The organism is Mesobacillus sp. (assembly GCF_047739415.1).
Classification (GTDB): domain Bacteria; phylum Bacillota; class Bacilli; order Bacillales; family Cytobacillaceae; genus Mesobacillus.
Window position 1 is genome coordinate 31,907 of record NZ_JBIQOE010000298.1, and the last position, 14,174, is coordinate 46,080.

The window sequence follows — 14,174 nt, forward strand, 5'->3', positions numbered from 1 at the left end:
CGTTATTTTTCTTTCTATCATCTCTCATGATAAAATAGGAAGGAATCTAACGGTCTTTTTTCTATATAGAGTCATACAAACATATTTTTGTGAACGGGGCCACATATCCGTGTCTACAAGGAGGAGGAATGACATGTCTAAAAAGCTTGTTTTGATAGATGGTAACAGTATTGCATACCGTGCTTTTTTTGCACTGCCGCTGTTGAATAATGAAAAAGGGATACATACAAATGCTGTTTATGGCTTTACAATGATGCTGATGAAAATTCTCGAGGATGAGAAGCCTACACATATTCTTGTAGCGTTTGACGCAGGAAAAACGACCTTCAGGCATCAAACCTTCAGTGAGTACAAGGGTGGAAGGCAAAAAACACCGCCTGAACTTTCTGAGCAGTTTCCGTTCATTCGTGAATTGCTGACGGCTTATGGCATAAAGCAATATGAGCTGGTGAACTATGAAGCCGATGACATTATCGGTACATTAAGCTTGCAGGCTGAAAAAGAAGGCTTCGAAACAAAGGTCATTTCAGGGGATAAGGACTTAACCCAGTTGAGTTCCGACAAGACGACAGTCAATATCACAAGAAAAGGGATCACTGATATTGAAGAATATACACCTGAGCATATCAAGGAGAAATATGGTCTCACTGCGGAACAGATCATTGATATGAAAGGCTTGATGGGTGATGCATCCGACAATATTCCAGGTGTTCCAGGCGTAGGGGAAAAAACGGCAATCAAGCTGTTGAAGGAATATGGCACGCTTGAAAAACTGATTGAATCGATTGATCAAGTCAGTGGGAAAAAGCTAAAGGAAAAGCTTGAGGAATTCAAGGATCAGGCTGTGATGAGCAAGGAACTCGCAACTATTACGCGTGAAGCACCTGTTGGAGTAGAATTGAGTGAGCTTGAGTATGAAGGCGCAGAGAACGAAAAGCTTGTGAAAATGTTCAAGGAACTCGGTTTCAATTCCCTGCTGGACAAGCTGGGAGCAGTTGCGGAAGCAGAAAATGTAGAACTTGAAGACATTGAATTCAAGCAGCTGGATCAGATTGAGCAAGATATTTTTGCAAAGGAAAACGGCTTTTACGTCGAGGTACTTGAAGATAACTACCACTATGCCGATATTATCGGTTTTGCGATCGTGAATGAAAATGGCAGCTTCTACCTGCCTGTAAAACTCGCGCTGGAATCAGAAGAGTTCAAGAAATGGGCCGAGGATGAAACAAGCAAAAAGACTGTCTATGATGCGAAACGTTCCGAGGTTTCATTGCGCCATCACGGCATCCATCTGAAAGGCGCTGACTTCGATGTGTCACTTGCATCCTATATCATCAACCCTTCCGAGTCACCGGATGACCTGGCAGCCATTGCAAAACAGCATGGCTTCACGAGCGTGCAGGCTGACGAAGCTGTTTATGGAAAGGGAGCTAAACGGAAAATCCCTGAGGAAAGTATCCTTGGAGAACATCTGGTGCGCAAGGCAGATGTGCTTGTGTCATTAAAAGAAAAGCTTGAGCAGGAGCTATGGGACAATGACCAGCATGATCTGTTCAGCAGCCTGGAAATGCCGCTATCATTGGTTCTTGCGGATATGGAATATCAGGGTGTTAAGCTTGATATGAATCGCCTGGATAAAATGGGCGAAGAAATCAAAGGCCGTCTAGTCGATATTGAAACAAGGATTTTTGAGATGGCAGGAGAACAGTTCAATATCAATTCTCCAAAACAATTGGGGGTCATCCTTTTCGAAAAACTGGGATTGCCGGCCGTGAAAAAAACGAAGACAGGTTATTCTACTTCAGCGGACGTCCTTGAAAAATTGGCGCCGAAACATAAAATCATTGAAGAAATTCTTAACTACCGCCAACTAGGAAAGCTGCAATCAACATATATTGAAGGTTTGCAAAAAGTCGTCAATAAAGAGACTGAAAAAGTCCATACAAGATTCAACCAGGCGCTAACATCGACAGGAAGGTTGAGCTCGACGGATCCGAACCTGCAGAACATCCCGATCAGGCTTGAAGAAGGCCGGAAGATCAGGCAGGCTTTTGTTCCGTCTGAAAAAGGCTGGGTCATCTTCGCTGCCGACTATTCGCAAATCGAACTGCGTGTCCTCGCCCATATTGCGGGTGATGAGAAGCTGATTGATGCTTTCCAGAATGACATGGATATCCATACAAAAACGGCAATGGAAGTGTTTAATGTAGGGAAAGATGAAATCACCTCCAATATGCGCCGACATGCAAAAGCAGTCAACTTCGGGATTGTGTACGGAATCAGCGATTATGGATTATCCCAGAGCCTGAATATCACAAGGAAGGAAGCTGGCGAATTCATTGAACGCTACCTTGAAAGCTATCCTGGTGTCAAAGAATATATGGATGAAATCGTTAAGGATGCAAAAGCGAAGGGGTATGTCCAGACATTATTGCATCGCCGCAGATACATCCCGGAAATTACGGCACGAAACTTCAACCTAAGGAGTTTTGCGGAAAGGACGGCGATGAATACTCCGATCCAGGGAAGTGCCGCAGATATTATCAAGAAGGCAATGATTGATATGGCAGAGAGACTCCGCGAAGAGGGCATAAAGACAAGACTGCTGCTTCAGGTACACGATGAATTGATTTTTGAAGCACCTGAGGATGAAATTGAGTTATTAAAAAAGATTGTGCCAGAAGTCATGGAAAATGCCATTGAATTGAAGGTGCCGCTAAAGGTGGACTTCTCATATGGCCCGACTTGGTATGACGCAAAGTAGAAGTTGCAACAGGATTTTTACAGAGAAAGGCGGGATAAAATGCCTGAACTACCAGAAGTCGAAACCGTCAGACGGACGTTAGAAGTCCTGACGGTAGGCAAAGAGATTAAACATGTCTCCGTTTTTTGGCCAAAAATGATTAAGCGTCCGAATGAGGTCGAACAGTTCAACGATGCACTGAAAGGCCAGATGATAAAAGAGGTTGGCCGGAGAGGGAAATTCCTGATTCTTTACACGGAATATTTCGCGCTCGTTTCCCACTTAAGGATGGAAGGGAAATATGGAGTATTCAATACTGATGAACCTGTGGATAAGCACACGCACGTCATTTTCCATTTTACCGATGGAACAGAATTGCGCTATAAGGATGTCAGGAAATTCGGCACGATGCATCTTTATGAAAAAGGGAAAGAGTTTGAAACCCAGCCTCTCGCTGATTTAGGGCCTGAACCTTTTTCAGAAGATTTTACGGTGGAATGGCTGTCAGAAAAGCTAAAAAAAACCAATCGAAAAATAAAACCTGCATTGCTGGACCAAAAGATCCTTGTTGGCCTCGGGAATATCTATGTAGATGAAGCGCTTTTCCGTGCAAAAATCCATCCCGAAAGGATTGCTAACTCTTTGACTTCAAAAGAGGAGGCTGTGCTCTACAAGGAAATAGTCAGCACTCTGTCTGAAGCTGTTGAAAAAGGAGGCAGCACGATCCGTTCCTACGTGAATTCACAAGGACAGATTGGCATGTTCCAGCTCCAGCTCTTTGCATATGGCCGTAAAAACGAACCATGCAAGGATTGCGGAACACCATTGGAAAAAACCGTCGTTGGCGGACGGGGAACGCATTACTGCCCGTCGTGCCAGAAACTTAATTAACATAATGAACTCTCACCATATCTAGGCTCCTTCCATATACTAACGTAGCGATTGACAGGAAGGAGCTCAGTTTATGGCACAAACAATCTCCCTGCTTTTACTTGCATTCGCTGTCAGCCTTGACAGTTTCAGTGTAGGGTTAACGTATGGATTGCGAAAAATGAAAATCCCGATTAAATCGATTGCCGTTATTGCGGTGTGTTCTGCTGTCGTCCTGATGGCAGCAATGATGATCGGGCATTTTCTTGAGAGCTTTTTTTCACCAGGAGTGGCAGAGACACTGGGGGGCGCTGTCTTGATCGTGTTAGGCGGATGGGTCTTATTCCAATTTTTCCGCGAAGACAAAACAGAATTGCTCTGTCACGAAAAAATCATCCTTAATCTTGAAATCAAATCACTAGGTATCGTCATCAATATTTTGAAAAAGCCAATGACAGCGGATTTTGACCGATCAGGTACAATCAATGGAATTGAAGCTGTCATGCTCGGTCTTGCCCTGTCGCTTGACGCATTTGGTGCAGGGGTAGGAGCAGCGTTTTTAGGATTCTCTCCAGGATACCTGGCCTTGACAGTTGCCTGCATGAGTTCATTATTTGTGTATGCAGGGATGAGAATGGGGAGTTATTTTTCGGAGAGCGGCTGGATGCAAAAATTTTCTTTTGTACCAGGAATCTTATTGATCATAATCGGGCTGATGAAGCTTTAACAGGCCCTTGAAAGGATAAAGTGAGGATGTCATTAGTTATCGGATTGACAGGAGGTATAGCAAGCGGAAAAAGCACGATATCAGCAATGTTCACCGGCATGGGCATCACCGTCATCGACGCAGATATCGAAGCCAGGCTTGCTGTTGAGCCAGGAGAGAAAGCATACAATGATATTGTCAGCCATTTTGGCACAGAAATTTTAGAAGAAGACCGTACGATAAACCGCCCTAGGTTGGGAGAAATCATCTTTAACAATGAAGAAAAGCGTTTGCTGCTTAATTCAATCGTCCATCCAGCAGTAAGAGAGCGGATGGCACAAAAGAGAGCGAAAGCTGAAGAGGCAAATGAAAGAGCCGTCGTCATGGACATTCCGCTTCTGTTTGAAAGCAAGCTGACAGGATTGGTCGAGAAAATCATCGTGGTATATGTGGATGAGCAAACCCAGTTGGATAGACTGATGAAGCGCAACAGATTCTCGGAAGAAGAAGCCTATTCCAGGATCAAATCACAAATGCCGCTGAAGGATAAAGTCAGTTTGGCAGACGCAGTAATTGATAACAGCGGCAGCATCGAGCAATCGAGGCAGCAGTTGTTGGATATTTTAAGTGAATGGGAAATCTTAAGAGCCGAGTAGGCTCTTTTTTTGTGGCTTGAACCGACTCATTTCTGGTTATGTGAGTTGTAAATCCGGTTTCGAATGATTGATTCCTGGTTATACTCAATTTAATGTTTTAAGTTTTTAATCCAAGTTTCATAAGATATAATCCTGGCCAGGCTAAGATTGTTGGCGTCTCTAAACTTACCGTTAAATGATCATTATTATCAGAATTATTTTATATTTTAAATGTGTGCATTTATTTATCACAAATAAAATTTAATATGTTATACTAATACCATACAAAGGGGTTATTAAGTATAACACTAATTCGGAAGGGGCCGTACAATGAAGGCGAGAATTGCGATTAACGGTTTTGGGAGAATTGGAAGAATGGTGTTCAGAAGAGCCATTCTTGAAGAAAATCTTGAGGTTGTAGCGATTAATGCGAGCTACCCAGCTGAAACACTGGCGCATTTAATAAAATATGATTCTAATCATGGACAATTTGCTGGTGAAGTCATTCCAGCTGATGATCATCTTGTTGTCAACGGTAAGACAGTTAAACTATTAAGCAATCGAAATCCTGCTGAGCTTCCATGGAAGGAAATGAAGATTGATATTGTTATAGAAGCTACAGGAAAGTTCAATTCCCGTGAAAAGGCTGCACTTCATCTTGATGCTGGTGCAAAGAAGGTCATTTTGACAGCACCTGGTACGAATGAGGATATCACTATTGTTATGGGAGTAAATGAAAGCGCATTAAATCTTGATGAACATGATATCATTTCGAATGCATCATGCACAACAAACTGCCTTGCACCGGTTGCGAAAGTGCTGGATGATACTTTCGGTATCGAAAATGGCTTGATGACGACTGTGCATGCTTATACAAATGACCAGAATAATATTGATAACCCGCACAAGGATTTGCGCAGGGCACGTTCTTGCGGCCAATCCATCATTCCAACCTCAACTGGGGCAGCAAAGGCACTTTCACTTGTGCTTCCTCAGCTTAAAGGAAAGCTGCATGGTATGGCGCTAAGGGTACCGACTCCAAACGTCTCGCTAGTTGACCTTGTTGTCGACCTGAAGCGTGAGGTAACAGTAGACGAAATCAACGATGCCTTCTATTCAGCATCAAAAGGTAAGCTCAAGGGCGTCCTTGATATCACAACAGATCCACTTGTTTCAATCGACTTTAATACGAATGAACATTCTGCAATCATTGATGGCCTGTCTACAATGGTCATCGGTGCTAATAAAGTAAAGGTTCTTGCATGGTATGACAATGAGTGGGGTTACTCAAGCAGGGTTGTAGACCTGACAAAGCATGTTGCCCACGCAATGTCCAATTCTGCAACTGTGAAGGTAGGATAATTCTAAAGAGGTAAAAAAGCTTGCTCATCGGCAAGCTTTTTATTTTTGGCTGTTTTTTATTTTTATCTAATGTTACAGCTAGTTTTTGCTGTTGTTTAATGGAGATCAAGCTGTAAAACCAAAAGAGATTTTTAGGTGTATGCCCCTTGAAAAAGCAATGGGAGAGCCATCTATCAGACTACAAAAATCAAAGCTTAAAATTCATGAAAAAAATTTGATTTCATGTGTTGCAAAAAAAATATAAACAAAGTATACTAGTCATCGTGAACTTCTTAATAACGGTACCAATTGGCTACTTAAAGGGTTAGGACCTCTCTGGACTAACTTTCCCCCGTGGTAGTTAAGATACCATTGAAGCTAAGGATTTCATTCTAATATTGTTAGAGGGGGAAATTGAATATGGAAACAATGGGTCGTCATGTAATTTCTGAACTTTGGGGTTGCGATTTTGAAAAATTGAATGATATGGATTTTATTGAACAAACTTTTGTTGGAGCAGCATTGAAATCAGGTGCTGAAATCCGCGAAGTGGCTTTCCACAAATTTGCGCCACAAGGTGTTAGCGGAGTTGTCATTATTTCTGAATCTCATTTAACTATTCATAGCTTCCCGGAACACGGATACGCTAGCATCGATGTTTACACTTGCGGTGATCTGGATCCTAACATTGCAGCTGACTATATTGCAGAAGCTCTTGGCGCACAAACTCGTGAGAATATCGAAATTCCACGTGGCATGGGCCCTGTGCATGTGAAGCAAGCACAAGCTAAAGCTCTATAATTGAAAATATGAAAATTCACAAGAGGTGTAGCGATACACCTCTTTTTATTTTGCCGTAAAATACGGTAGAATGATAATAGAAATAACTTGCAGGAGGATTTTTGATGTCTTTATTAAAATCCATAACAGGACGGTACGAAAAATTTAGCGGAACAAGTGAAAACAATAGGGATGAGCAGCTGAAGACCCGTTATTATAAAACGAACTTTAACCAGATGTTCCAGACGGTCGAAGACTTGCTGAAGGCTGACTCTTCGCTCAAGATAACGAGTGTATCCAAAGAACATGGAGAAATATCAGCCGAGTTGAACGGGAAGCTGCCCGCCTTTTTAACAGCGACAGTTATCACAACAAAGCCATTTGAGACTGCAGTCGACTTACATATCTCTACTGAAAAGTTTTCATTGTCAGGCATCAACCCGGCTTTGAAGCAGGAGCTGGTGAAGATTTATGAGAAACTGGACCGCGCACACCCTTTTGTTGGTTCAGGCAAGTATGGAAATCAATAGTTCCTCTTGTCCCGTTCCCATCTTTTTTATAAGATAATACTTAGGAAAATGCTTATGGACGTATTGGTGGAACTCATTCTATATTTCAAAATATTCGGAGCTGATCGAAATGAAATGTCCAACTTGCCAAAATAACTCTACCCGGGTTCTTGATTCAAGACCGGTTGACGATAGCCGTTCAATTCGACGCAGACGTGAATGCGAAGCTTGCGGATTTCGCTTTACCACCTTCGAGAAGGTTGAAGAAATTCCTTTGATTGTCGTGAAAAAAGAAGGTACTCGTGAAGAGTTCAATCGGGAAAAACTCCTCCGCGGATTAATAAAGGCTTGTGAAAAGCGCCCCGTCGCTTTGAAAGAGCTAGAGGATTTGGTTTCCGAAGTAGAAAAAGAACTTCGAAGCCATGGAGTTTCTGAAGTTAAGAGCGAAGCCGTTGGGGAAATGGTGATGGACAGGCTGGCGAAGATTGATGAAGTCGCCTATGTCCGGTTCGCGTCTGTTTACCGTCAGTTTAAAGATATCAATGTCTTTATTGATGAATTGAAAGAGTTGTTAAAAAGAGAACAATCATAACAATTGGGGTCCGGTTGACTCCTGGTAAAATCCTGATGAGCTGAAGGGAACTTCAGCTCTTTTTAAGGCTCTTTTTGAATTCAATCTAGAGGGTAGAATTCTATGAAGAGAGTTTAAACATGAAATGCAGCTATGGATTCAGAATGGAGGGAAAGGGATGGCTCAGCATTGGCAAGAGACTTTGCCTGTAGACCAATATATTGTTGCATCTGGTGGTTTATTGCATGACTACGATCGCAAGGTGCTCACTTTCTTATACCAGCCTTTGATTGGGCCAGCTTGCTTAAGCCTTTATATGACCTTATGGGCTGAACTGGAAGAGAACCGGCTTTGGTCACAGCCTGTCACACATCATAACTTGATGACGATCATGGATATGAACCTGAAGGATATTTACCAGGCTCGCCAAAAGCTTGAAGGTATGGGGTTGCTGAAGACCTATGTAAAAAACAGCGAGGAAGGTCGTTCATTTATTTATGAATTGCAGCCGCCCTTGACTCCTGAACAATTTTTCCTTGATGGCATGTTGAATGTCTATTTGTATCGAAAAGTCGGCAAGAACCAGTTTTTGCGCCTTAAACGATTTTTCAGCGATAAATCTGCTGGATCTGAGCCCGGATATGAGGAGATTACGAAGGCATTCCAGGACGTATTCTTGTCCGTGCCTACCCAGGCGCTCATGCACAATGCGGATTCAGCTGCCGACCTTGAGGCGGAGGAAGGGAATTCCTTTATTGGCAGAGGAGAAACTTCCAAAATACAGATCAACCCAGCGGAGTTCAACTTCGATTTGCTATTTGGAGGGCTACAGGAATCACTCATACCTAAAAAAGCATTCACATCGAAGGTTAAGGAAGCAATCAGCAATCTTGCCTTCCTATATGGGATAGATGCTTTGAAGATGAAGAACATCGTCTTGAGTGCAGTAAATCCAGAAAACGAAATAGATATAGAGGAACTTCGGAAAGCAGCTCGTGACTGGTACCAATTTGAACACCAGGACCAGCTTCCGGCACTTATGGACCGGACCCAGCCCTTCCAGCATAAAGCAGGAATCGAGAAGCCGAAAACGCAGGAAGAAGAACTGGTGGTATATTTTGAAATAACATCCCCACGTCAGCTATTGATCGATCTCTCAGGCGGTGCGGAGCCATCCAAAGGAGACTTGCAGATCATCGAAGAGGTGATGTTCAAGCAAAAACTGCTTCCGGGAGTCGTGAATGTTTTAGTTCAATATGTTATGCTCAAGACGGATATGAAGCTGACAAAGGGTTATATCGAAAAGATTGCCAGCCATTGGTCGAGGAAAAAAATATCGACAGTCAGGGATGCAATGCAGCTGGCTAAAAGCGAGCACAGGCAGTATCTTGAATGGGCAGAAGGGAAGAAAGCCCCTTCTTCATCATCTGGAAAAAGAAAGCCGGTTCGTAAAGAGGTTCTGCCGGATTGGTTTGGGAAAAAGGCCGAGGGTGAGCCTCAACAGCAAACAGAAGCTGAAGATGTAGACCCTGATTTTGAAATAGAAAAGAAAAAGTTAGAAGAAGAATTGAAGAAATTCAAATCTGGGAGGTGATTCATTTGCAAAACATTAATGAAACATTGAAGAAGCTGGCGAATAACCAGAATTTCCAAGAGCGCTATGAAGCTATTAAGAGGCAGGTCATGCAGGATAAGCATATCAAGGAATTCCTCGATGAGAATGCAGATTATATCACCCGGGAAATGCTCGATGGCAGTATGTCAAAGCTTTATGAGTTCTCCAACCAGAGCAAGAGCTGTGAAGATTGTGAGAGTCTCGCAGGCTGCAAGAACATGATCAAGGGTTATGAGCCAGAGCTTTTCATAAAAGGAAACTTCATTGACATAAAATATGACCGGTGCAAGAAGAAGGTCATGCATGATGAGCAGCAAAAGAATGCACGCCTGATCAATAGCATTTTTGTGCCTAAGGAAATCTTGAAGGCATCTTTCGGGGATATCGAGTTGGATGACGCCGGAAGGTTCAAGGCAATCAAGATGGCAAAAGACTTTGTTGAGAATTATGAGCCGGGCAAGAAGCAAAAGGGTTTATTCCTTCACGGACCGTTCGGGACAGGTAAATCCTATTTGCTTGGCGCGGTCGCGAATGAACTTGCACAGAAACAGATTAGTTCATTGATTGTCTATGTACCTGAATTTTTCAGGGAAATGAAAAATGCGATAGGTGATCATACTGTCAATGACAAGCTGGAAGCAATCAAAAAGGCGAATGTACTCATGCTTGATGACATCGGCGCAGAAACGATGAGCAGCTGGGCGAGGGATGAAATCCTCGGGACGATCCTGCAGTTCCGCATGCTTGAGAACCTTCCAACCTTCTTTACCTCGAACTTCGACCTTAAAGGACTGGAGCATCATTTGACGCACAGCCAGCGGGGAGAAGAAGAACAATTGAAGGCAGCGAGAATCATGGAACGGATTAAATATCTTGCCGAGCCGGTAAAAGTAGAAGGCAAGAATCGCAGAATATAAAAAATGTGCCGCAGCTAATCAAGCTGTGGCACATTTTTTTACATTTATAACTAGCTAACGACCATATAGACACTTCTAAATTGTCCAAGTCCCCCATATATATAATCAGGGATTATTTAAGAGGGGGGATATGGTTGATTGAAATCATCTTCCAAAAAAAGCAGGATGCCTGGAATTTGTATCAACATTTAGTTGCCAGGCTGGCTTCATGGCAGGAAACGAATTCAATTCTTCTTAATGAAGATCGAAATAGAGTGCTTATACCAGAAGAATTTTATAAAAATGAAAAATTGCCGTTGCTCAAAAAAAGTGTTTATGACTTTATATTAACGGTGAAACGCGATGACTGGTTAAGAACCATCCTGGCAGAATCTTATTATTTTAAAGACAGTGAAGAACAGGATCAAATCCTGGATATCATTTACTCGGTCATTGAAGGTAACCGTAAAGAACTTGCTCCTTTCATGGAATGTGTCGAAGAACAAGGGATGATTAAGGGTTCGATCAATGAAATCTTTAATGAAAGAGTCTCATTTTCTTTTGATTCCTTTGTCATGTTCAGGTTGAAGGCATATAGTGAGCAGCTCTCCAAATGGGTAGAGATTGCAATTGATGAGTATAAGATGGAACAGGAGTACCAGGTTTTCCTGCATACACTGAGGAATTTTCTTGTAGACAGGAAACCGCAGATGTCCCATTTATATCTGGTGATTGACGAGAATATGGTCTTTTATAATCAGCAATTTACAGAAATGAAACGAAGTGAGTTGTTTAGGACGATTGACCGTAAGCTGCTTGTCAACCACCCAGTCTATGTGGATTCCGGAACGATTGCCCCACTGCTGTCGATTGCGCCTGAGACCATTTACTTGTACACGGACGATCCTCACCAGCCGTTAGTGAGGACGATCATCAATCTTTTTGAAGAACGTGTGAAAGTCAGTCCAGTTTCCACTTTTCATGATGAAAAAGTGAATTTTTTAAAAGAGGATCGTGAAAATATACAATAGCCCACTTGATTTTCAAAACATTACAAACTATAATTACGTACATACTAAATCAATAGTAAATGTAATGATGAGGACATGGGCATTCTTGAAAGGTTTCCAGAGAGGGAAGGCACGGCTGAAAACTTCCTAACACTAAAGAATAAGCTTACCACCTCTGAACTCCAGCTGTGAACGCCCATAAGGCAAGTATTGGCTGGCGGCAGAAGCCGTTACCGCAACCAGAGCCATTTCTGCGATATTTTTGCGCAAGAGTGGGAATTGGGTGGAACCACGTGTGATCAAACTCGTCCCTGTTTCAGGGACGGTTTTTTTTATTTTTCGCGCAAAAAAATTGCGCAATATTTCAAAGGGAGGAAAAGCCAATGGCAGACAAGTTAAAAATATCGTTTCCAGATGGAGCAGTGAAGGAGTTTCCGGCAGGCACAACGACTGAAGATATCGCCAGCTCAATCAGCCCGGGCCTAAAGAAGAAAGCCATTGCCGGTATGGTCAATGGACAGCCGTATGATCTCAAGAGAGCGATCGAGGAGGATGCAGCGATTGAAATCGTCACTCCCGACCATCCTGAGGCTCTTGAAATCCTGCGCCACAGTTCCGCACATTTAATGGCACAGGCAATCAAACGCCTGTATAAAGATGTTAACCTAGGAGTGGGCCCGGTAATTGAAGGCGGCTTCTATTATGATATCGATATGGAACATTCTTTGTCTCCGGAAGATTTGCCGGAAATTGAGAAGGAAATGAAGAAAATCATCAATGAGAACATTGAGATCGTCCGTAAAGAAGTAAGCCGTGAGGATGCAGTCAAATTTTTCAAAGAGCTTGGAGATCCATATAAGCTTGAATTGATTGAAGCGATCCCGGCGGATGAGAAGGTCACTCTTTATGAACAGGGAGACTTTGTCGACCTTTGCCGTGGAGTACACGTACCATCAACTGGCAAACTAAAGGAATTCAAATTGTTGAGCATTGCTGGTGCATACTGGCGCGGCGATAGCGACAACAAGATGCTCCAGCGTATTTACGGTACAGCCTTCTTCAAGAAGGAAGACCTGAAAGAGCACTTGAGGCTTCTGGAAGAAGCGAAGGAACGCGACCACCGCAAGCTGGGCAAGGAACTTAACTTATTTACAAACTCACAGAAGGTTGGACAGGGACTTCCGCTTTGGCTTCCAAAAGGTGCGACAATCCGCCGCATCATCGAGCGCTATATCGTCGATAAAGAAGTAAGCCTAGGTTATGACCATGTCTATACTCCGGTAATGGGCAGTGTCGACCTTTATAAAACTTCCGGACACTGGGACCACTATCAGGAAAATATGTTCCCCGTCATGGAAATGGAAAATGAGCAGCTCGTTTTAAGACCAATGAACTGTCCGCACCATATGATGGTGTACAAAAACAGCATTCATAGCTACAGGGAACTTCCAATCAGGATTGCCGAACTTGGAACAATGCACCGATATGAAATGTCAGGCGCATTGGCTGGTTTGCAGCGTGTCCGCGGTATGACTCTGAACGATGCTCACCTCTTTGTCCGCCCTGATCAGATTAAGGAAGAGTTCAAACGTGTAGTAGAGCTTGTGCTTGGAGTTTACAAGGATTTTGACATGAATGATTACTCGTTCCGTTTATCCTACAGAGACCCTGAGGATAAAGAGAAATATTTCGATGATGACCAGATGTGGGAAAAGGCTCAGGCTATGTTAAAAGAAGCGATGGATGAAATGGGTCTCGAGTATTTCGAGGCTGAAGGCGAAGCGGCATTCTACGGACCGAAGCTTGATGTCCAGGTCAAGACAGCCCTTGGCAAAGAGGAAACTCTTTCAACAGTACAGCTTGACTTCTTGCTTCCAGAGCGCTTTGACCTGACTTATATCGGCGAAGACGGCAAGCACCATCGTCCAGTCGTTATCCACCGTGGTGTCGTATCGACTATGGAACGCTTTGTAGCCTTCCTGATTGAAGAGTATAAAGGGGCATTCCCGACTTGGCTGGCTCCAGTCCAGGCACAGATCATCCCGGTATCTCCAGCTGTCCACTATGACTATGCAAAAGAAATCAAGGAAAAGCTTAAGGCAGAAGGCTTCCGTGTTGAAATCGATGGCCGCGACGAAAAAATCGGCTATAAAATCCGCGAAGCGCAAATGCAAAAGGTTCCTTATATGCTCGTAGTCGGTGACAATGAAGTAGCAGAAAAAGCAGTCAACGTCCGTAAATATGGCGAACAGAAATCCGAAACAATTGCATTCGATGAATTCCTGGAGTCATTCAGGAAAGAGGCGAAGAAATAAGAAAAACACAAGCGCCTTGATCAGCTCCGACAGGCTCTGGAGGCCCGACCAGTGAAGTTGTTCTTTGACTTCATTGGGCGGCCCGAAATGAAATGTATAGCCGACTGCCCAACTCCGACAAGCGTTGGAGGGCCTGATAGTGAAGTCGCTCTTTGACTTCATTGGCAGGACCGAAACGTCTCG

Annotated in this window: 12 protein-coding genes; all 12 read left to right on the forward strand. The window is 43.2% G+C overall.

Annotation, left to right across the window (positions count from 1 at the left end; all coding sequences use genetic code 11):
• The first annotated feature begins 133 nt into the window (after nucleotides 1–133).
• The 12 genes from polA to thrS all read left to right on the forward strand — a co-directional run bounded on the left by polA (nucleotide 134) and on the right by thrS (nucleotide 13,991).
• Nucleotides 134–2,764 carry a DNA polymerase I gene (polA, locus tag ACH0QE_RS24230; protein WP_415803015.1) on the forward strand — a complete coding sequence of 877 codons (2,631 nt, stop codon included), beginning with the start codon at nucleotides 134–136 and terminating at the stop codon, nucleotides 2,762–2,764.
• A 39-nt stretch (nucleotides 2,765–2,803) separates the two neighbouring features.
• Nucleotides 2,804–3,634 carry a DNA-formamidopyrimidine glycosylase gene (mutM, locus tag ACH0QE_RS24235; protein ID WP_415803016.1) on the forward strand — a complete coding sequence of 277 codons (831 nt, stop codon included), beginning with the start codon at nucleotides 2,804–2,806 and terminating at the stop codon, nucleotides 3,632–3,634.
• Nucleotides 3,635–3,707: 73 nt separating this feature from the next.
• A complete protein-coding gene (gene ytaF / locus ACH0QE_RS24240) occupies nucleotides 3,708–4,340 on the forward strand; it encodes a sporulation membrane protein YtaF (protein ID WP_415803017.1) in 633 nt (210 codons plus the stop codon).
• Nucleotides 4,341–4,366: 26 nt separating this feature from the next.
• The gene (gene coaE / locus ACH0QE_RS24245) at nucleotides 4,367–4,975 is read left to right on the forward strand and encodes a dephospho-CoA kinase (protein WP_415803018.1); all 609 of its coding nucleotides are present in this window, start codon (nucleotides 4,367–4,369) and stop codon (nucleotides 4,973–4,975) included.
• A 309-nt stretch (nucleotides 4,976–5,284) separates the two neighbouring features.
• Nucleotides 5,285–6,316 (forward strand): glyceraldehyde-3-phosphate dehydrogenase, encoded by a 1,032-nt coding sequence (locus ACH0QE_RS24250; RefSeq protein ID WP_415803019.1) that lies wholly within the window; start codon nucleotides 5,285–5,287, stop codon nucleotides 6,314–6,316.
• Nucleotides 6,317–6,715: 399 nt separating this feature from the next.
• Nucleotides 6,716–7,096 (forward strand): adenosylmethionine decarboxylase, encoded by a 381-nt coding sequence (gene speD, locus ACH0QE_RS24255; protein WP_041967626.1) that lies wholly within the window; start codon nucleotides 6,716–6,718, stop codon nucleotides 7,094–7,096.
• Nucleotides 7,097–7,200: 104 nt separating this feature from the next.
• The gene (locus tag ACH0QE_RS24260; protein WP_415803020.1) at nucleotides 7,201–7,605 is read left to right on the forward strand and encodes a hypothetical protein; all 405 of its coding nucleotides are present in this window, start codon (nucleotides 7,201–7,203) and stop codon (nucleotides 7,603–7,605) included.
• A 109-nt stretch (nucleotides 7,606–7,714) separates the two neighbouring features.
• A complete protein-coding gene (gene nrdR, locus ACH0QE_RS24265) occupies nucleotides 7,715–8,176 on the forward strand; it encodes a transcriptional regulator NrdR (RefSeq protein WP_041967634.1) in 462 nt (153 codons plus the stop codon).
• Nucleotides 8,177–8,333: 157 nt separating this feature from the next.
• A complete protein-coding gene (locus ACH0QE_RS24270; RefSeq protein ID WP_415803021.1) occupies nucleotides 8,334–9,749 on the forward strand; it encodes a replication initiation and membrane attachment family protein in 1,416 nt (471 codons plus the stop codon).
• Between the two features lie 5 nt (nucleotides 9,750–9,754).
• A complete protein-coding gene (gene dnaI / locus ACH0QE_RS24275) occupies nucleotides 9,755–10,687 on the forward strand; it encodes a primosomal protein DnaI (RefSeq protein ID WP_415803022.1) in 933 nt (310 codons plus the stop codon).
• A 134-nt stretch (nucleotides 10,688–10,821) separates the two neighbouring features.
• On the forward strand, nucleotides 10,822–11,697 hold the full coding sequence (gene ytxC / locus ACH0QE_RS24280) for a putative sporulation protein YtxC (protein ID WP_415803023.1): 876 nt from the start codon (nucleotides 10,822–10,824) through the stop codon (nucleotides 11,695–11,697).
• Nucleotides 11,698–12,059: 362 nt separating this feature from the next.
• On the forward strand, nucleotides 12,060–13,991 hold the full coding sequence (gene thrS / locus ACH0QE_RS24285) for a threonine--tRNA ligase (RefSeq protein WP_415803024.1): 1,932 nt from the start codon (nucleotides 12,060–12,062) through the stop codon (nucleotides 13,989–13,991).
• Nucleotides 13,992–14,174: the final 183 nt, after the last annotated feature.